General features: G+C 68.5%; 1 protein-coding gene. It reads right to left on the reverse strand.

Annotated elements, in window-relative coordinates; translation table 11 throughout:
• Window positions 1–80 precede the first annotated feature (80 nt).
• A complete protein-coding gene (locus IEX78_RS05865) occupies window positions 81–22,526 on the reverse strand; it encodes a non-ribosomal peptide synthetase (RefSeq protein WP_188827750.1) in 22,446 nt (7,481 codons plus the stop codon).
• Window positions 22,527–22,808 lie beyond the last annotated feature (282 nt).

The following is a 22,808-nucleotide window of genomic DNA, read 5'->3' on the forward strand; positions in this document are numbered from 1 at the left end:
ACACTGCGTTGACATGGTTTGTCGACCTCTCGAACGGGCGAAGGCGGCGCTGGCAAAAGGCGCGGCGCGTTTGATCGATCCTAGGTGGCGCTCCCGACTTCTTCACTATCGGCCCGGTTGAGGACCGCACCGATGCGCGCGAGCGCGGGTTCCGACGTCATCGCCCAGTGCGTGACCTCGATCGGGTACGCGGTCACGGTCCCGGTGACGGTATCGGTCCAGGTCCGGGCACCGGCGAGACCGGTCGGGTCGTCGGTCGCGGCCGCGAAGTAGACGACGTCGCCGTCGAACTTGTTGGGGACGTAGCCGTCGAGCATGCGCATCGAGTCGACCGCCGCGTCGACGATGCGCTCGATGCGCCCTGCGTCGAGCGCGGCGAGCGGGCCGCCCAGTTCCGCGACGGCGGCGGCGATGCTCGCGACCCCGTCCGCGTCGAAGACGGCGTCGTCGATCCCGTCGATGGTGAGCCCGCCAAGCAGGTCGCCCATTGTCGGCGCCGGCGTGGCCGACGGGCCGTCGCCGTGCCAACTGTCGAGCAAGGTCAGACTTTCGACCGCGAAACCTTGCGCTTGCAGTCGGGTGGCGACGGCGTGCGCGAGCAGGCCGCCAAGCGACCAGCCGAGCAGGTGGTAGGGCCCGTCCGGCTGGACCGAGCGAATGGCCGCGACGTAGATCTCGGCCCATTCCTCGATCGACGTGGGCAGCGGCGCGTCGGCGCTGAGCGCGGGCGACTGCAACCCGTACACCGGACGGTTCGCGTCGAGGTGGCGGGTGAGCCCAGCGAACGACCACGACACCCCGCCGACGGGGTGGATGCAGAACAGCGGCGCGCCCGTGCCCGCGGTGCGCAGCGGGAGGATGACCCCGAACGCGTCGTCGGCCGAGCCGGTGCCCGATTCCAGTCGCGCGACGAGTTCGGCGACCGTCGACTCGGTGAACAGCCAGTTCACCGGCAGCGTCACGCCGAGCGCGGCACCCAACCGCGACGACAAAACGACCGCGTTCAGCGAGTTGCCGCCGAGGTCAAAGAAGTTGTCGTCCAAGCCAATTCGCTCACGATCGAGCACGCGGGCGAATTCGGCGGCGACGATGCGCTCGGTAGTGGTCACCGGCGCGCGGTACACCACCTCACGCAACTGCGGGATCGGCAGCGCCGCGCGGTCGAGCTTGCCCGACGCGTTCACCGGGAACTCGTCGAGAACAAGCGTGACCGCGGGCACGAGGTAGCCGGGCAGTTCGGCGGCGAGCGCGGTGCGGATCGCTGCCGGATCGAGCGAAACACCGTGCGCGGCAACGACATAGCCGACAAGGCGGTCCGCCGATGTGCCAGCGACCACTGCCACAGCGGCGTCGGCAACCCCCGACTGCGCGCGCAACACCGCTTCGACCTCGCCGAGTTCGATGCGCTGACCGTTGAGTTTCACCTGGAGGTCAGCGCGCCCGACGTAGTCAAGTTCGCCTGCGACCCAACGCACTCGGTCGCCAGTGCGGTACAGGCGACGGCCGTTATCGAACGGATCGGCGACGAACCGCTCGGCGGTGAGCGCGGCTTGGCCGATGTAGCCGACGGCAACCTGCTCGCCGCTGACGTACAGCTCGCCGACGACACCGGGCGGCACCGGCCGCAGCAGTCCGTCGAGGACATGCAGGCGCGTGTTGGCGACGGGCGCGCCGATGGGCACTGTCTCGGTGTCGCGATCGCTGACGATATGCGTGCTGACCTGCACCGTCGCCTCGGTCGGCCCGTACAGGTTGATCACGTCAGCGCCGGTAACCGCACGCACGCGCTGTGCGAGGTCGGCCGACAGCGCTTCACCACCGGCGAAGACGCGACGCAAGCTGGCGCGCCGCGCCGCCGGTTCCGCGACATAGGCGGCGAGCAGGGTGGGTGCGAACTGCGCGGTCGTCACGCCACGCGTGGCGATGAGGTCGGCGAGGTAGGTCGGGTCACCGTGACCGCCTGGTCGGGCGAGCACGAGTGAAGCGCCAACCCGCAAGGGCAGCAACAACTCCCAGATCGACGCGTCGAAGGTAACCGGCGTCTTGTGCAGGACCGTGTCGTCGCCGCCGATCCCGAATTTGCCCGCGAACCAAGCCAATTGGTTCACGATCGCGCGATGGGTGACCGCGACGCCCTTCGGCAGGCCCGTTGAACCGGACGTGAAGATCACGTACGCGGTGTGCTCGGGACGCAACGGTTCGATGCGCTCGCCGTCGACGATCGGCCCAGCCGCGTACCCGCCGAGGTCGAGGTCGTCGACGGCAAGAACGTCGACGGCAGTGTCGACCGACAGTTCCCCGGCTTCCGCGAGGGTGGTGAGCACCAACGCGGGACGGGCGAGCCCGAGGATCCGCGCGATGCGCTCAGCAGGCTGATCGGAGTCGACCGGCACGTAGACACCACCGGCGGCGAGCACGGCGTAGACCGCGATGAGCTGGTCAATCGAGCGGCGGGCCGCAACCGCGACCGGAGTGTCGGGCCCAACCCCCCGCCGAATGAGCAGCCGCGCAAGCGAATTCACCCGAATACTGAACTCGCGGTAGGTGAGCGAAGTCTCCTCAGCATTGACCGCGATCGCGGTCGGGGTCGCGGCTACCTGACGATCGAAGGCAGCCGAGAGCACCTCAAGCGAGCGAGCCGTCGACGTGTCGTGCCAAAGCTCCAGCGCGGTACGGTCTTTCGCGGTGAAGAGGTCAACGTCGCCGACTCGGGTAGCCGGAGCAGTGGCGATCGCCGTCAACATCGCCACGTAGCCGCTGATGATGCGGTCAGCCGTCGATGCGTCGAACAGGTCCGTCGCGTACGTCAACGTCACCAACTGACCACCATCGTCGGCGGCCGTCAGCACCAGATCGAGGTCGAAGCGCGCGACCGCGCCCGCCAGGTCGATGCCGCTCACCGTGACGTCGCCAACCGACAGTTCTTGCGTCGTCGCGCCCATGTTCTGGAACGCGAGCATCACCTGGAACAGCGGGGTGTGCGCGGTCGAGCGGACCGGGTCGAGTGCGTCGACGAGCCGCTCGAACGGCAGGTCAGCGTGCTCGAACGCGTTGAGGTCGACCGAGCGTGCCCGCGCCAACAGCTCCGCGAACGAGGCGGTCGGGTCGACACCGAGCCGCAGGACGAGGGTGTTGACGAACATGCCAACCAGCGCGTCGAGCGCGGCGTCACCACGACCGGCAACCGGCGTGCCGATCGCGATGTCGTCACCGCCGGACAGTCGCGCGAGCAACGCGGCAAGCGCGGTATGCGCGACCATGAATTCCGTCGCGTCATGCGCCCGCGACGCCGCACTCACGCGACCCCAAACCTCAGCTGGCACAACCGTTTCCACGACAGCACCGCGCTGCGAAGCGACAGCGGGACGCGGCCGATCGAGCGGCAACTCAAGCACAGCGGGCAGGTCGGCGAGGGCGTCACGCCAGAACGCGGTTTGGCGCGAAACGAGCGATTCGGCGTCGGCCGCGTCGCCCAAAATCTCGCGCTGCCACAGCGTGTAGTCGGCGTACTGCACCGCGAGCGGCGTCCAACTCGGCGCTGTCCCCGCGTGCCGCGCGAAGTACGCCTGCGCGGTGTCGGCGAGCAGCGGACCAGCCGAGAAACCGTCGGAACTGATGTGATGCACGACGACGACAAGCACCACTTCGTCCGGCCCGGTGACCAAGATGCGCACCCGAACGGGCGGCGCGGCGGTGACGTCAAAGCCGCGCGACACCTCAGCGGCGACAAGGCCGGGCAGTGCGACCGGATCAACCGTCTCGACAACCGGGGTCGGGACGATATTCCAAATCGCCTGTGTCCCTTCGCCATCCACCATCGGGTAGGCGGTCCGCAGGACCTCGTGTCGGTCGAGCACGTCGGCAACGGCGGCGGCGAGCGCGGCCGGGTCGACGTCGCTGCCGGTCAGCCGCACCGCGATCGGGATGTTGTAGGCGGCCGATTCGGGGTCGAGTCGGTTGAGCAACCACATGCGCTGCTGCGCTGCCGACAGCGGGATCGGCGCGGGGCGCGGTCCGGCGACGAGCGGACGTCGCCCGCCCGCTCCTGCCGTGCCGGCGAGCGCGGCGGCCAGGTCGGCGACCGTGCTGGTTTCGAACAGCGCGCGCACCGGCACTCGCGTCGCCAACGCGGCACCGAGGCGCGCGGCAACGCGGGTCGCGACGAGCGAGTTGCCGCCTAGTTCGAAGAAGTCGTCGTCGAGACCAACTTCGGCCTGCTCAAGCACTTCGGCGAAGGTGCTCGCGACCGCGATTTCCACCGGGGTCACCGGCGCACGGAACGGTCGACCGACGAATTCCGGTGCGGGAAGGGCCTTTCGGTCGAGCTTGCCCGAGGTGTTGAGCGGGAACTCATCAAGGACAACAACGACTTCGGGAACCATGTACGACGGCAGCACCGTCGCGGCGGCCGCGCGCAGGTCGGCGGGCGCGGGCGACGCACCCGGCACCGGGACCACGTACCCGACGAGCCGGTCGCCGGTCGGGCTCGCGACAACGAGCACCGCGGCGTTGCTGACCGCAGCGTTGCCGCGCAGCGCCGACTCAATGTCGCCAAGTTCGATGCGCTGACCACGGAACTTCACCTGGAAGTCGATGCGGCCGAGGTAGACGAGCACGCCGTCGCGGGTCCAGCGCACGAGGTCGCCCGTGCGGTACATGCGTCCGCCTGGCGTGCCGAGCGGGTTGGCGACGAACCGGTCCGCCGACAGGTCAGGACGGCGCAGGTAGCCGCGCGCGAGCTGGTCGCCAGCGAGGTAGAGCTCACCCGCGACGCCCGGCGCGACCGGCCGCAGCCGCGTGTCGAGCACGTAGACCTGCGTGTTCCACTCCGGCACGCCGATCGGGACGCTCGTGCCGCCGATGCTGGTGTCGTCGCCGGGCCACACCGTCACCGAAACGGCCGCTTCGGTTGGGCCGTAGGTGTTGTAGACGGTCGCGTCCGAGTGCGCGCCGAACGCGGCGACGGTCTCGGGCGTGAGCGCTTCACCGATCGCGAGCACAACGCGCAGGCTGGTGAGCTGTTCGCGCGTCACGTGCCCGGCGAACGTGTCGAGCATCGATGGAACGAAGTCGGTGATCGTAACCTGGTGTGTCGCAATGAGTTCCGCGAGGTATTCGGGGTCGCGGTGCCCGTCGGGGGTGGCGAGCACGATCCGCGCGCCCACCGCGAGCGGCGCGAAGTAACCCCACAGCGACACGTCGAAGGTGACGGCGGTCTTTTGCAGGTAGCTGTCGGCTTCGGTGATCGCGAAGTAGTCATTGAGCCAGGCCAGCTGGTTGCCGATGGCTTCGTGGGTGATCGCGACACCCTTGGGCTTGCCGGTCGAGCCGGAGGTGAACAGCACGTAGGCGAGGTTGTCGCCCCGCAGTGGCGCGACGCGTTCGGCGTCGGTTACCTCAAGCGACGAATACTCCGACAGCGCAAGAGAATCCACCGAGACCGTGCGGAAGTCGCTGGCGGTGAACGCATCGCGATCGGTCGTCAAAACCAGTGCGGGCGTTGCTGTTTCGAGCACCATCGCGATGCGGTCGGCCGGGTGGTCCGGGTCGACCGGCAGGTACGCGCCACCGGCGGCGACGATCGCGTACATCGCGACCACGAGGTCGACGGAGCGACGCATCGCGATCGTGACGATCACATCGGGCCCAACGCCCTCGGCGATCAGCCAGCGCGCGAGCTGGTGCACGCGTGCCGCGAATTCGGCGTAGGTGAGTTCGGTGCCTTCGAAGATCAGCGCGACCGAGTCCGGTCGCAGCGCGACTTGCTCTTCGAAGCGGGCGAGCAGCGGCACGGTGTTGACGACCGGGTACTCGGTGGCGTTCCACTCGACGAGCACCTGCTCGCGTTCGGCGGGCGCGAGGAGTTCGAACGCGTCGAGCGACGTGCGGGGCGCTTCGGCAACCGAGGTGAGCAGTCGTTCGAGGCGTGCGCCGATCGCCCGCGCGGTTTCGACGTCGAACACGTCGCGCGCGAAGGTGAGCACGCCGCCCATGCCGGCGGCCGTTCCGTTGTCGGCGTAGTTGTCGCTGACGATGAGGTGCAGGTCGAACTGCGACTGCTCGTCGGTGGTGTCGAGCGCCGACACCGTGATTCCCGGCAGTTCCAGCTCGGCGCGGTCGAAGTTCTGGAACGAGAAACCGACCTGGAAGAGCGGGTGGCGTGCGGTCGAGCGCGGCGGGTCGAGCACATCGACGAGCCGTTCGAACGGCACGTCGGCGTTGGCGAAGACCGCGAGGTCAGTCGCGCGTTGCCGGGCAAGGAGCTGCTGGAACGATTCGCCGGGCATCAGGCGCGTACGGAACACGAGGGTGTTCACGAACATGCCGATGAGGTTGTCGATGCCCGCTTCTCCACGGCCCGCGACCGGCGTACCGACGGTGATGTCGGCGCTGCCGGAGAGTCGACCGAGCAGCGCGGCGAAGGCGGTATGCACGACCATGAACAGCGTCGCGCCCGATTCCCGCGCGAGTTCGGTGAGCCGCGTGTGGGTGGTCGCGTCGAGTGTGAACGGCACTGTTCCGCCCGCGAGGCCACGGTTCGCTGGCCGCTGCCGGTCGAAGGGCAGCGCGAGTTCGTCTGGGACGCCTGCCAATTCGGTACGCCAGAAGTCGACCTGACGCGCCGACACCGAAGTCGGATCGTTCTCGTCGCCGAGCACCGCGCGCTGCCACAGCGCGTAGTCGGCGTACTGGATCGGCAGCGGCGCCCACTGCGGGGCCGCGCCTTCGCGGCGGGCGAGGTAGGCGGTCATCAGGTCGCCGACGAGCGGCGGAATCGAAGACGCATCAGCGCTGATGTGATGCACGACGAGGGCGAGGACGGCTTCGTCGCCGGTGAGGCGATAAAGAACGACCTGCCACGGCGCGGCGGTGGTGACGTCGAAAGCTGTTGCGGCGAGCGCGGTTACATTCGCGAGGACGTTGACGGGATCGATGTCGCGGACGACAAGCGCGATGCCTGTTTCATCGGTGCTGAGGATCTCCTGCACCGGACCGTCGACGGTTTCGGGGTAGTAGGTGCGCAGGATTTCGTGGCGGGCGACGAGGTCGGTGACGGCGGCCGACAGCGCGTCGACGTCGAGTTCACCGGTGAGGCGCACCGCGATGGGCACGTTGTAGCTCGCCGATTCGGGGTCGAACCGGTTGAGGAACCACAGTCGCTGCTGGGCGGGCGACAGCGGAATTCGCGCTGGCCGCGCCCCCGCGACCAACGGAATGCGTCGGGCGGCGGTGTCGTCGGCGTCGATGCGCGCGGCGAGTTCGGCAACCGATGGCGCTTCGAAGAGCCACGCGAGCGGCACCTGCCGGTTCAGGGCGGCACCAAGTCGGGAGACGACGCGGGTGGCGATGAGCGAGTTGCCGCCGAGTTCGAAGAACCCGTCGTCGGCGCCGACCTGGTCGACACCGAGCACGTCGGCGAAGACGATGGCGACGAGCTGCTCGGATTCGGTTGCGGGATCCCGGAATTCGCGCGTTGTCACCTCGGGTGCGGGGAGTGCGCGCCGATCGAGCTTGCCGGAAGCGTTGACCGGGAACTGGTTGAGAACGACGAAGGCGGTGGGGACCATGTACGCGGGGAGCGCACGCTGGGCGTGGGCGCGGACGTTATCGAGATCGATATCGAGGGTGACGGTCGAGACACCCGGCGCGTCAACAGGTTCGGGCTTACCGCCCTCAGTGTTGGCAGTACCCGCGACGGTGTTGGCAGTAGCTGCATCGCTACCGGCCGCGTCGCGACCGGCGTCAGCCGATGCGGCCAGCGCGCCACGTTCGGCGGCGGTATCGGCAGCCGCAGCGACCCCCTCCGCACTCGTCGCCTCGGAGACACCGGACGGGGCGGTGGGCACGACGTACGCCGCGAGGTAGTCGCCCGTGCCGTCGTCGCGCACCGTCACCACCGCGCGTTCAACCTCTGGCAGCGCCGTCAGCACTGCCTCAATCTCACCCAGTTCGATGCGCAAGCCACGCAGCTTCACCTGGAAGTCGGTGCGGCCCAGGTACTCCAATTCGCCTGTGCGCGTACGGATGACGAGGTCGCCGGTGCGGTACATCCGCTCCCCCGGCTCGCCGAGCGGGTTAGCGACGAAGCGGTCGGCGGTGATGTCGGGGCGCGACAGGTAGCCGCGCGCCAGCTGCACGCCAGCGAGGTACAGCTCGCCCGGCACGCCGACCGGCACCGGACGCAGGCGCGCGTCGAGCACGTGCAGGGCCGTGTTGGCGACGGGCGCGCCGATCGGGACGGTGAGGTTGTCGGCGTCGGTAACCTCGTGGAAGCTCACGTCGACGGCGGCCTCGGTCGGCCCGTACAGGTTGTGTACGGCGACGCCGGGGATCAGGGCGCGCAGTCGTTGCGCGTCGGCGGCGGGCAACGCTTCACCGGAGGCGAACACCTGACGCAACGAAACCGCTTCCGCCGCACGGGGTTCGGCGAGGAAGGCCGCGAGCATCGACGGCACGAAGTGCGCGACACCCACGCGAGCGCGCGCGATGACGTCGGCGAGGTAGGCGGGATCACGATGACCATCCGGTCGCGCGACCACGAGCGTCGCGCCAATCTGCAAGGGCCAGAACAGTTCCCACACCGACACGTCGAATGTGATTGGCGTCTTTTGCAGCACAACGTCATCGCCGGTCAGCTGATAGGCGTCCTGCATCCACACGAGCCGGTTCACGATCGCCGCGTGCGTCACCGCGACACCCTTGGGCTTGCCGGTCGACCCGGAGGTGAACAACACATACGCGAGGTCGGCGGACCGCAGTGGGCGCAGACGCTCGGCATCGGTCACCGGGGTGTCGGCGAAGGTGCTCAGGTCGATGGCCGAAAGGTCGACAACACCAGGGAGCGAAGGGAATTCGGGTCCGGCAAGAACACAGACCGGTCGCGCGGTGTCGAGCACGTGGGCGATGCGGTCGGCCGGGTGGTCGCCGTCAAGCGGCAGGTACGCCGCACCGGCGGCCTGCACCGCGTAGATCGCGACGAGCAGGTCGAACCCACGGCGGAACCCAACGCCAACAACGGTTTCCGCGCCAACCCCCTCGTTGATCAACCAACGGGCAAGGCGCGCAACGCGACCCGCGAAGGCGCGATAGGTGAGCGTCGCCCCTTCGAAGTCGAGCGCGATCGAGTCGGGGGTCCGGGCGGCCTGCGCGGCGAACATCGACACCAGGGTCGCGTTCGGGTCACCGGGCACGAACGTGTTGTTCCAGCGCGCCAATTGGGCGACATCGGCAGCGTCGAGCAGCGACAGATCGCCGATCGGCGCGGTGTCGTCGGCGATCACGGCGGCGAGCAGGCGTGTGAAGCGCGTGCCAAGGTCAGCGACGGTCGTCTCATCGAAGAGGTCGGTCGCGTACCGCAGCCAGCCGCGTATCGCGGGCGCACCGTCGGCGTCGACGATTTCGTTGATGGCAAGCGACAGGTCGAACTGCGTTGTCGTCGCGGGCATCTCGAACTCGGCGACCGTCAGGCCGGGCAGGTCAACGCTGGTGTCTTCGCGATGCTCAAACGCCAACATTACCTGCACGATCGGCGAGTACGCCGTCGATCGCACGGGGTTGAGTTCGTCGACGAGCCGCTCGAAGGGCAGGTCAGCGTTGTCGAAGGCGCGCAGGTCGGCGGCGCGAACCTCGGCGAGCAGGTCGGCGAAGCCCTTCGACGCGTCAACGCCGGTGCGCAGGACCAGGGTGTTGACGAACATGCCAACGAGGTCGTCGAGCGCGGCGTCGGAACGGCCCGCGATCGGGGTCCCGACGGCGATGTCATCGCCAGCACCGCTGCGCGACAGGGTGAGCGCGAACACCGCGTGCACCACCATGAACGGCGAAACCCCGTGGCGGCGGGCAAGTTCCGCGATGCCCGCGACCAGGTCGGCGGGCACGTCGAAGTCGATCGAAGCACCAAGACCGGTGCGCGCAGCCTGTCGTGGGCGGTCGGTCGCCAACTCCAAAACCGGTGCGAGGTCGGCCAATTCGGTACGCCAGTGGTCGAGTTGACGCGCCAGCCGCGACGTCGGGTCGCTCGCGTCGCCGAGCACCTCGTGCTGCCACAGGGTGAAGTCGGGGTACTGCACGGCGAGCGGCGTCCACGACGGCGCGTTGCCGTCGCGGCGCGCGAGGTAGGCGGTGACGAGGTCGCGGGCGAGCGGCCCGGTCGACACGCCATCGGCGGCGATGTGGTGGATCGCGAGAACGATCACATGCTCAGTGGCATCGGCCTCAACGCGACGCAACACCCCGGCACGCAACGGCGGTCGCGCGGCGAGGTCGAAGCCCGCGCCGACGAGCCCGCGCACGGCGTCGACCAGCTCGTTTTCGGTCGCATCGACGATCGTGAGGTCGGGCATCACCTGGTCGACCGGCAGCACAACCTGCACCGGACCGACGGCGTCCTCGGGGTAAACGGTCCGCAGCGCCTCGTGCCGGTCAAGCACGTCACGCAGGGCGGCACGCAGCGCGCCCAGGTCGAGGTCGCCGATGAGCCGCAGCGCGATCGGCAGCGTGTAAACGGCCGAATCGGGGTCAATGCGGTTGAGCAACCACATGCGAGTTTGCGCCAGCGACAACGGGATTCGATCGGGACGCGGTCCCGCGACGAGCGCGGGCAGCGCGTCGGCCGGTTCGCCCGCACGCGCGGCCAGCTCCGCGACCGTCGACGCGTCGAACACGTCGCGGACCTCAAGCGCGCTGCCGAGGGCGGCATTCACGCGGGCGATCAGGCGCATGGCGAGCAGCGAGTTGCCACCGACGGCGAAGAAGTCGTCCGCCGCGCCGACGCGGTCAAGGCTCAGCAGCTCCGAAATGACCCCGGCAACAACGGTTTCCGCGCCGGGTCGCGGCGCGACGTAGGTGCTCGTTGCCGAAAGATCCGGCACAGGAAGGGCTTTGCGGTCGAGCTTGCCCGCCGAGTTGAGCGGAATGGTGTCGAGCACGACGAAGTGCGCGGGCACCATGTACGCGGGGACGCGCGCGGCGACGTGGGCGCGCACATCCGCTTCCGCGACATCGCCACCGATGTACGCGACCAGCGTGTCGCGACCGTCCGGCCCGGTGACCGGCAGCACAACCGCGTGGGTCACTCCGGCCGCGTCGTTCAGCGCCGCCTCGATCTCGCCCAGTTCGATGCGCAACCCGCGAATCTTGACCTGGAAGTCGTTGCGGCCCAGGTAAATAAGCTCGCCAGCGCGGTTGCGGCGCACGAGGTCGCCGGTGCGGTACATGCGGTCGCCAGGGACGCCGAACGGGTCAGCGACGAAGCGGTCGCTCGTCAGGTCAGGGCGACCGAGGTAGCCGCGCGCGAGCTGGTCGCCCGCGAGGTAGAGCTCACCCGCGACGCCCGGTGCGACGGGATGCAGTCGGCTGTCGAGCACGTAGGCACGGGTGTTCCAGCACGGGCGACCGATCGGCATTTCGACCGGGTCGATGGGCGCGGTGACCGCGTGACCGGTCGCGCAAATCGCGGCTTCGGTGGGGCCGTAGGTGTTGTGCACCTCGGCATTGGTCACCTCAAGGACCGCCGCCGCGAGCGCGGGCGGGAGCTCCTCGCCGCCCACATGCAGCATTCGCAGGTCAGCCAGTGCGTCGCCGAGGTCTTCGGCGAGCAGCGCGGCCAACACCGACGGCACGAACTCAACGAACGTGATGCGCTCTTCGCGCAGCACCTGCGCCTGATAGGCGAGGTCGAGGTGGCCGCCCGCGCGCGACAGCACGACCGTCGCGCCAACGAGCGAAGGCGCGAGCAACTCCCCCATCGACACGTCGAACGTCAGCGCGGCACGCTGCAACATGCGGTCGTCGCTGGTGAGTCCGTATTCGCCACAGACCCAAGACAATTCGTTCACCAAGCCACGGTGCGTGACCTGCACGCCCTTCGGCTTACCGGTGGAGCCGGAGGTGAACAGCACGTAGGCGGGCTGCTCGGGGTGCAGCGCGGCGAGGCGTTCGGCGTCGGCGACGGGCGCGCTCGACGCGGGCGTCGCGAGCAGTTGCGCGGCGCTGAAGACCGGCAATCCCGCGCGTGACGATGCGGCGAAGTGCACCGATTCGGTGGTGGCCCGGACCGCGTCGAGGTGGGTCAGCGCGGCAGGGTCGGCGGCGATGAGCAGGCGTGGGCCCGACTGTTCGATGACCGAGTTGATGCGGTCGACCGGTTGCACTGGGTCGATCGGCACGTAGACGCCACCGGCGATGAACACGCCGTGCAGGATCACGAGCAGGTCGATGCCGCGCGGAAGGGCAACGGCGACAGGGATTTCCGGGCCGACACCGCACGCGATGAGCGCGCGGGCGACGCGGTTGCTCGCCGCGGCGAGTTCGCGGTAGGTAAGCTGTTCGCCTTCGCAGCGCACGGCGACGCCATCGGGGTGGCGCTGGGCGGTGGCGTCGAGGAAATGCCCGACCGTTGCGTCCGCGACACCGAGGTTGGCGAGGTAAGCCTGCAAGTCGATGACCGGACCGTTGTTCGCGGTGACCAGCGTTGTCGCCGTTTCTTCGGCAAGCAGCGGCAGTTCGCCGACCGGCAGCCGCGGGTCGGCGACGGCCGCGCTGAGCAGGCGCGCGAGCATATCCGCGAAGCCAGTGACGGTGTCGGCGTCGAAAAGGTCAGTGGCGTAACGAAGTTCGAGGTCGAGACCGGCGGCGTCGCCGTTGGCGGCGTAGGTGTCGACAAAGGTGAAGTCGAGGTCGGTCTCGATCGGCGCGTCGGGCAGGTCGACCGCCGACAGGGTAAGACCGGGCAGTTCGAAGGCGCTCACGCGCTTGTTCTGCAAGGCGAGCGACACCTGGTACAGCGGTGAATACGCTTGCGAGCGAGCGGGATTCAGGGCGTCGACGAGGTATTCGAACGGCACGTCGGCGTGGTCGAAGGCGTCCAGGTCGGTGTCGCGAACCTGGGCGAGCAGGTCGGCGAACGTCTGGTCGGGGGCCACCTCCGCGCGAAGGACGAGGGTGTTGACGAACATGCCGACGAGGTCGTCAAGTTCGCGGTGGCCACGGCCTGCCACCGGGGTGCCGACGGCGATGTCAGTCGCGCCCGCGAGACGGGCGAGCAGCACCGAAAGCGCGGCGTGCAGCACCATGAACGTGCTGGTCCTTGTTGCTTTCGCCAGCTTGTCGATGCCGCGGTGAGTGTCGGCGTCGATGCGGGCCAAGGTGGTCGCGCCTCGGTTCGACGCGACGAGCGGGCGGCGACGGTCAGCGGCAACGGTCAGCGCGTCGGGCAGGCCAGCGAGGCGCTCGGTCCAGTAGGTCAGCTGGTTGGCCAGCGGCGATGTGGTGTCCGCGACGGAGCCAAGGTCGGTGGTCTGCCACAGGGCGTAGTCGGCGTAATGCACTGCGAGCGGCGGCAATTGGGGGTGGTGGCCCGCGTTGCGCGCGGCGTAGGCGGTCACGAGGTCGCGGGTCAGCGGGCCGAGCGACCAGCCGTCGGCGGCGATGTGGTGCACGACGAGAACGAGGACGTGCTCGGTCGGCGCGAGCTTGAGCAGCGCGGCGCGAACGGGGACTTCGGTGGTGATGTCGAAGCCTCGGCTCAGCGCTGCGGCCACCGCGCTCGGCACCTCGTCGATGGTCGTCTCGGCGACGGGCAGGTCGGGGGTGAAGGCATCGGTGACGAGTTGTGTTGCGACGCCGTCGAATTCGGGGTAGATCGTGCGGAGGGTTTCGTGGCGGGCGATCAGGTCGCCGAGCGCGTTGCGGAGCGCGTCGACGTTGAGGTCGCCGGAGAGGCGCATCGCGACCGGGATGAGGTACGCGGTCGACTCGGGTTCGAAGCGCTGCAGGAACCACATGCGCTGCTGGGCGGGCGACAGCGGGATGCGCTCGGGGCGCACGCCGGCGACCGGGCCGCGACGGCTGCCGGTCCCCCGCGCCTGTTCGACGCGAGCCGCGAGACCTTCGACGGTGCTCGCTTCGAACAGCGCTCGCACCGGGACTTTCGCGTCAACCGCGACGCCGATGCGCGCGGCGACCTGGGTGGCGAGTAGAGAGTTGCCGCCAAGTGCGAAGAAGTCGTCGTCGAGGCCAACCTGGTCGATGCCGAGCACGCCTGCGAATGTATTCGCCACGGCGCGTTCGGTTTCCGTTGCCGGTTCGCGGAATTCGGTCGGGGTGAACTCGGGTGCGGGCAGGGCGGCGCGGTCGAGCTTGCCGGAGGCGTTGAGCGGGAACGCGGGCAGGAAAACGTACGCCGACGGGACCATGTACGACGGGAGCGCGGCGGCGACGGCGCCGCTGAGGACGGTCGTTTCCGCTTCGCCAACGACGTAGGCGACGAGCTGGTTGTCGCGCACGAGCACGGCGGCGCGGGTGATGCCTGCGACGCTGAGCAGGGCGGTTTCGATTTCGGCAGGCTCGATGCGCAGACCGCGCAGCTTCACCTGGAAGTCGGTTCGGCCCAGGTAGTGCAGGGCGGTGCCGGTTTCGGTGGCGCGCCAGGCAACGAGGTCGCCGGTGCGGTAGAGGCGTTCGCCGGTCCCCCACGGGCTGGCGACGAAGCGCTCGGCGGTGAGGTCGGGGCGGGCCGCGTAGCCGTCGGCGAGCTGAGCGCCTGCGACGTAGAGCTCACCCGCGACACCATGCGGGACGGGGTGTAGTCGCGAATCAAGCACGTACACACGGGAATTGGCGACAGGCAGGCCGATAGGCGCGGACCCGGTCGACTCGACGACCTCGTGCGTGGTGACCTGGATGGTCGTTTCCGTCGGGCCATAAAGGTTGATGACGGTCGCGCCGGTTTGTGCGCGTACGGCCGCGGCGAGGTCGGCCGACAGCGCTTCACCACCAACGAAGACCTTCGTGAGCGAATCCCCTTGCGGCCCTTCGTTCATCACAGCGGCGAGCACCGATGGCACGTACTGCACGACGGTCACGCCATTGCGCGCTGTCGCTTCCGCGAGGTAGGCGGGATCGGCGTGCCCGTCGGGGGTGGCGATGAGCAGCTGCGCGCCAGCGGTGATGGGCCACACCAGCTCCCAGACCGAGGCGTCGAAGGTGAAGGGTGTCTTCTGGAAGACGACGTCGCCGCCGGTGAGCGGATAGGCACTTTGCAACCACCGCACCTGATTGGCGACGGCGCGATGCGAGACAGCGACCCCCTTGGGCTTACCGGTGGAGCCGGAGGTGAAGAGGATGTAGGCGAGGTGGTCGGGGTGGAGCGGGACTCGCCGATCTTGGTTGGTGATGGGGGCGGTGCTGACGTCGGTGAGGTCGAGCGTGGCGAGGTTGATGGTCGTGCCATCGTGCCCGCGCGCTGCGGCGATGTCGCTGGTCAGGACCGCGATTGGAGTGGTGAGTGCCAGGACGTATTCGGTGCGGTCTGCCGGGTGGTCGGGGTCGACGGGGACGTAGGCCGCGCCGGTGGCGAGGACCGCGTGGATGGCGACGAGTTGGTCTAGGCCGCGACGGACGGCGACGGCGACTGTCGTGCCGGGGGCCGCGCCGAGGGTGATGAGGTGGCGGGCGAGTTGGCTGACCTTGTTAGAGAAGTCCTGGTAGGTCGCACCGGGCGTGGTCGAGTCGGGCGCATCGACGCGGACGGCCACTGCGGTTGGCGTCGCTGCTACCTGCGCGAAAAGCAGGTCGGGCAGTGTCGCCGGGGCGTAGTCGATGGCCGTGTCGTTGTGCGCGACTACCGCGTCGGCGACCTCGGCGGCATCGAGCATCGGGGCGTCGCCCACCGGCTGGGCCGGGTTCGTGAGGGCCGCGGTCAGGAGACGGGTGAAACGGGTCGCGAAGGCGGCGATGGTTGACGCGTCGAAGAGGTCCGTCGCGAAAAGGAAAGCGCCGGAAATACCTGCGGGCGAACCGGATTCGTCGCGCTGTTCGGTCAACGTGAGCTCGAGGTCGAACTTCGCGATACCCGTCGGGAGGTCAAGGCCGTCGACAGCGAGGTTCGGCAGTTCAACGCGGGTGGGCGTCGCCTCGTTCAGCGACAGCATCACCTGGAACAGCGGGTTGCGTGCGGTCGAGCGGACCGGGTCGATGGCGTCGACGAGTCGCTCGAACGGCACGTCGGCGTTGCCGAACGCGGCGATGTCGATGTCGCGGACCCGCGCGAGCAAGTCGGCGAACGACTCAGCCGGGTTGATTTCGGTGCGCAGGACCAGCGTGTTGACGAACATGCCGACGAGGTCGTCGAGCGCGCGGTCACCACGCCCGGCGACCGGGGTGCCAACGGAAATGTCGGTGGTTGCCGACAGGCGCGCGAGCAGCACCGCGAACACCGCATGCGCGGCCATGAACACCGTAACCCCATGTGCGCGAGCGAATTCCGCGAGCGCGGCATGAGTCGATGCGTCCAGCTCAAGCCGGTGCAGACCGCCCTGCCGCGAGGCAAACGCGGGACGCACCCGATCGGTCGGCAACTCAAGCTGTTCGGGCGCACCGGCGAGGGTGTCCCGCCAGTACGCAACCTGCTGTGCCGCAAGCGATTCGGCGTCGCTGTCGTCGCCAAGCACGGCATGCTGCCAGAGCGCGTAGTCGACATACTGCACGTCGAGCGGCGCCCACCCCGGCACGCCCCCGCTCATCCGCGCGGAATAGGCGGTGAGCACGTCGCGAATCAGCGGCCCAAACGAGAACCCATCCCCCGCGATGTGGTGGAGGACGAGCACAAGCACGTATTCGCTTGCGACAGAGCGGGGTTCACCGGACAGACCGGTGGTGTGAACACCACTCAGACCAGCCGCGCCACTCGGGGCCGCGGTCGACTGCGAGGACGCCTGGTCATCGGGAATCTTCGACGCGAAGGTTTCAGCGGTGCCACGAGCGCCGTTATCCAGTTCGCCGCCAACACTTTCCGCGCGCGCGCGCAGGAGGGTGGCGCGGACAGGGAGGTCGTGGGTCAGGTCGAAGCCCGTGGCAACCAACGCGCGCAGCGTGGCTGGTAGGGCTTCCGCGTCCACTACCTGCGGGAGTAGGGCCGGGACCGCGCCTACTGCGGGCAGGATTTCGGCGACCGCGCTGCCCGCGACTTCCGGGTAGCGCGTGCGCAAAACCTCGTGGCGGTCAAGCACGTCGACCAAGGCCGCGTTCAGTGCCGCCACGTCAACGTCGCCGGTCAGACGGACGGCGAGGGGGATATTGTCGGTCGCCGAACCCGGGTCGAAGCGGTTCATGAACCACATGCGCTGCTGCGCGGGCGACAGCGGGAGAACGTCGGCGCGCTCACCGGCGACCAGCGCCGGGCGGCCAATTCCCGTGCCGCGCAACGCCTCCGCCGCAGCGGCCAACGTCGAAACCGTCGCGGTGTCGAACAGTTGGCGCACCGGCACCGCGGTTTCGAGGTCGGTGCTCAGTCGCGCCATGAGCCGCGTCGCCAACAGCGACGTGCCGCCCAGGTCGAAGAAGTTGTCGTCGCGACCAACGCGCTCAACGCCAAGTACCTCGGCGAACGCGGCGGCAACCACCTGCTCCGTCGCGGTTTCGGGCGCGCGGTACACGGCAGCTTCGAACACCGGCGCGGGCAGCGCGGCACGGTCAAGCTTGCCGACCGGCGTCAACGGCACTTCGTCGAGCACGACAACGGCGGCGGGCACCATGTGCGCGGCCAACTGCGCCGCGGCGTGGGCGATGAGGTCGGCGGGGCCAAGCGCGGCACCGTCGACCGGCACCACATACGACACGAGCACGGTCGCACCCGCGTCGGTGGTGTGCCCGACCGTCGCGGCGAAGTCGACAGACGGGTGCTTGCCGAGCACGGCGTCGATCTCAGCGAGTTCGATGCGGAAGCCGCGCACCTTCACCTGAAAATCGTTGCGGCCCAGGTAAACCAGTTCACCCGCACTGTTCCAGCGCACGAGGTCACCGGTGCGGTACATGCGCTCGCCGACCGCGTACGGGTTGGTGACGAACCGCTCAGCGGTGAGCCCCGGGCGACGGTGGTAACCGCGTGCCAACTGCGGACCAGCGACGTACAGTTCGCCAGCAACGCCAACCGGCACCGGCCGCAGCCGCTCATCAAGAACGAACTCGGTCGTTCCTTCAACGGGCGCGCCCAGCGTCACGGCCGAGTCGCCGCGCAGCGGCTCGCTGATGTTGGTGACGATGGTGGTCTCGGTCGGCCCGTACCCGTTACGGAACACGAGACCGGGGATCGCGGTGGTCCAGCGCTGCACAAGTTCGACCGGGCACGCCTCACCACCAACGACGACAACGCGCAGGTCAGGAAGGTTTTCCGGCTGCACGGTCGCGAGCGCGGACGGCGTGATGATCACATGGGTCACCCGCTCCACCCGCAGCAGCTCACCCAGCTCCGCCCCACCGAACACGCCAGCGGGCGCGATCACCATCGTCGACCCCGCCGTCACGGTGAGCAGGAATTCGGCAATGGAGATATCGAAGGAGGGCGACGCGACATGCAGCACGCGGGCATCAGCGGCCGCGCGATACCGCTCGGCCTGCACGGGCAGGTACGCGGAAACGGCACTCTGCGGAATGACGACGCCCTTGGGCAGCCCGGTGGTGCCAGAGGTGTAGATGACGTAGGCGGGGTCGCGTGAGTCGAGGGCACGGGCGGGAACTTGCGCCGAGTCACCTTGTGCGGCAATGCTTGCCACGCGCGCGTCATCGTCTCGACCACCAGCGACCTCGGGGTTCGCGGCGCGAACGGAGTCGTCACCAGCGACTACCTCGTTGAGCAGGCGCCGAGCATCGACGGCTGCCAGCGCAGCACTGTCGATCATGTTGTCGCCCAACACAATCCAGTCGACCATCGCAGGCAACGCATCACGCACATCGTCGACCGTGATGCCGACGACCGCGCCCGAATCGCCAAGCATGTGGCTGATGCGGTCGGCCGGGTACGTCGGGTCGACCGGCAGGAAAGCCGCGCCCGCGCGCAGCACGCCCCACACCGCCGTCACCGACTCCGCCGAACGCGGAATGCTCACGGCGACAACATCACCCGGACCAATACCCCGGGAGGCGAGCTGCGAAGCGAGACGCGACGACGCGAGGTCAAGTTCCCCATAGCTCACCGAGCGACCACGATCCCGCAACGCGACGGCCCTCGGATTGGCGGCTGCTCGCGCGAGAATCTCCGGCAGCGCGGGCGCCGGAACGCTCACCCCACCTGAGCGCGAAGTCAACTCACCGAACTCATCACCGATGAGCAGCGGCAGATCGGCGACAGCCACCGTCGGCGTCGCGGCAATCGCGGCGAGCAGCCCGGTAAAACGACGCACCATCGTCTCGACCGTCGTCGCATCGAAAAGCTCAGTCGCATACGAGAATTCACCAGACAAGCCACGATCATCCGACGATCGCAACGTGACCGACAGATCGAATTTCTCGACGTCGTACGGCAATTCAACGGCAGCGGCGGTAAGCCCCGGCAGTTCGAACGACGTCTGCGGCAGGTTCAGCAGCGACAGCGCGACCTGGAAAAGCGGGTGTCGACCGGCCGAGCGCGGCGGCGCGAGCACCTCAACCAGCCGCTCGAACGGGAGCGTGGTGTGCTCGAACGCGGCGAGGTCACCGGCGCGGACGCGGTCGAGGAACGCGGTGAACGGCTCGGCCGAACGCACGTCGGTGCGCAGGACGGCGGTGTTGACGAACATGCCAATGACGTCGTCGAGCTCGGCGGCACCACGACCGGCGACCGGGCTGCCGATCGCGACATCATCCACGCCGGACAGTCGCGCGATCAGCACCGAAAGCGCGGCGTGCAGCACCATGAACAGCGTCGCACCCCGGTGCGCCGCAACCGATTCCAGCGCGGCAACAAGTTCCGGGGACAGGGCGAAGTCAACGCGCTGACCGTGCAGCGAGGCGTGGGTAGGACGCGGCCGGTCGGTCGGCAGCGACGACTCGTCGGGCAGCCCGGCGAGCGTGTCACGCCAGAACGCGATCTCCTTGCCAGCACGCGAGGTCGCGTCGTCTTCGGCACCGAGCAACTCGCGCTGCCACAGGGTGTAATCGGCGTACTGCACGGGCAGCGCGGCGAAAACGGGTGCTTCCCCGGCGGTGCGCGCGTAGTAGGCGGTCATGGTGTCGCGGACGAGCGGTCCGGCCGACCAGCCATCGCTGGAGATGTGGTGGACGACGAAGACGAGCACATGCTCGTCATCAGCGAGGCGCAGGAGACGCGCGCGCAGCGGCGGGGCAGCGGTGACGTCGAACCCGCCCATGATCTCGCGTTCGAGGACGGACGGAAGTTCTTGCGGCGCAATCGAAATCAGCTCGAGAACACCGCCAAGCGCCTGCACCGCATCGTCAACCGTCAGGACTTCCTGTGTGCCAACCCCCTCGCGCGCGGGGTACACCGTGCGCAACACCTCGTGCCGCGCGAGCAGGTCGACAACCGCCGCACGCAGCGCGTCGGTGTCCAACGCGCCGGTCAACCGCACCGCGATCGGGATGTTGTACGCACCGGTCTCAGTGTCGAAGCGGTTGAGGAACCACATGCGCTGCTGCGCGGGCGACAGCGGAACCACGTCGGGGCGCGGACCAGCGACCAGCGCGGGACGGTCGTCGGCAACACCGCCATCGAGCAGTGCGGCAAGCACCGCGACGGTCGGGTTGTCGAAGAAATCGCGCACGTCAACGGCAACGCCGAACTCCGCGCGCAGGCGGGCGATCGCGCGGGTGGCGATGAGCGAGTTGCCGCCGAGGCGGAAGAAATCGTCGTCAAGGCCGATCTGTTCGCGCCCGAGCAGGTCAGCGAACAGCGCGGCGACGCGAAGCTCAGTAGCGCTTTCCGGCGCGCGGTACTCAGCGGCGATGGCACTGAAGTCGGGCGCGGGCAACGCTTTTCGGTCAAGCTTGCCGCTCGCGTTGATCGGCATCGCGTCAAGCTGCACCAACAGCGACGGCACCATGTATTCCGGCATCACCGACTTCGCGTGCGCGGCGAGTTCCGAAACCTCAAGCGGCGCACCGTCAGTCGTGACGAAGTAGCCGACGAGCATCTCGCCAGCGACCGGCTTGTGCAGCACAACCGCCGCGTTGCCAACGCGCGGATGACTCGCCAGCACCGCCTCGATCTCACCCAGCTCGATCCGCAGCCCGCGCAGCTTCACCTGAAAGTCGGTGCGCCCCAAGTACTCCAGCTCGCCACCGCCAGGAAGCTGGCGAACCAGGTCACCCGTCCGGTACATCCGCTCGCCGAGCAGTCCGTACGGGTTCGCGACGAACCGGTCGGCTGTGAGCCCCGGTCGCGCGACATACCCACGCGCCAACTGCACGCCCGCCAAGTACAGCTCGCCAACCACACCGGCGGGCACTTCATCGAGGTTCTCGTCGAGCACGAGCAGATCGGTGTCGTCGGCGGCGGCACCGATCGGCACGGAAACCTCGTCGGCGGCGGTCACCTCGTGCGCGGTGACGTCGACGGCGGCTTCCGTCGGGCCGTACAGGTTATGCAGGGCCGTTGCCGACAACTGCCGCAAGCGCGCAGCCGTCGCGGCGGGCAGCGCCTCGCCCGAAGCGAACACCATTCGCAGCGACGACAGGTCGGCGGCGACCTCGGCGAGTTCGGCGACAAACGCCGCCAACATCGACGGAACGAAGTGCGTGATGGTGACGCGATGCGCGGCGATCAGCGAGGCGAGGTAGGCCGGGTCACCGTGGCGGCCAGGTTCGGCGACAACGAGTCGCGCGCCAATCTGCAAGGGCCAGAACAACTCCCACACCGAAACGTCGAAGGTGTAGGGCGTCTTCTGCAGGACAACATCGTCGGCCCGCATGCCGTACATACGCTGACGCCAGTCGAGGTTCGCGACGATCGCCGCGTGCGTGACCGCGACACCCTTCGGCCGACCGGTCGAACCGGAGGTGAAGATGACGTAGGCGGTGTTGTCCGCCTGCGCGGTCGGGGCGACCTCGGGCGCGTCGACGGACCAGTCGATGTCGTCGGTGCGCAGCAGCGGCGCGTCGGCCAGGTCGGGGGCGTCGCATTCGCGGGTCACCACGACCACCGGCCGCGCGGTGTCGAGCACGTAGTGCAGCCGCTCAACCGGGTGATCGGGGTCGAGCGGCACGTACGCGCCACCCACACGCACGATCGCGTGCACGGCGACGATCAGCTCAAGCGAACGCCGCATCGCCAACCCGACGAGCGATTCGGGCCCAACACCCAACTCGCGCAGGCGAGCAGCGAGGATGCGCACCCGCGCGTCGAACGCGGCGTAGGTGAGGGTCTGGCCGTCGAACTCCACCGCGACCGCGTCCGGCGACAACGCCGCCTGGTCAAGGAACCGGTCAACGAGCGTGGGCATGCCCGCTACGGCTTCCACCCCAAGCGCGGCCATCGCGTCGGCGGCTAGCTCGCCAATGAGCCGCCCAAACGCGCCTTCCTCAGCTTCGATGGCCGTCGGGAAGATCTCGGCAAGCACCACCTGGACGAGCGTTTCGGCATCGAGCACACCACCGGTGAGTTCCGCGGTCGCGGTCAGGCGAGCGTCGAGGTCGCCGTATGCGAGCGCGACGCCATCGAAGGAAACCGCGATCCGCGCGGGTTCGATCATCGCGACCGTCGCCACCAGCGCTGCCAACTGCTCGATTTCCGCGCGCGCCCCAGTGGTGTTGGACATATCGCAGTGCTGCCTTTCGCAAAATCTTCAAACAACGCCCCGCAGCGGCGGGACAGGGAAACGCGACCGGATGAGGCCTCGATAGGCGAACAAACGCCAGCTACTACCCGGTTATCTCCCGACCTCCATCACCAACTGACGACACCCAACACACGTACGCCCACAGGCAACTGAAGCGTATTCGTTTCGATAATAAACCGGACCAGATTGCGTCAAAATCTCGGTCAGTTGACCACGATTTGCGCGTCCGATTCGGTCGCAGCAACCCGGGGGTTTACCCCG

Source organism: Nocardia camponoti (assembly GCF_014646135.1).
Lineage (GTDB): Bacteria > Actinomycetota > Actinomycetes > Mycobacteriales > Mycobacteriaceae > Nocardia > Nocardia camponoti.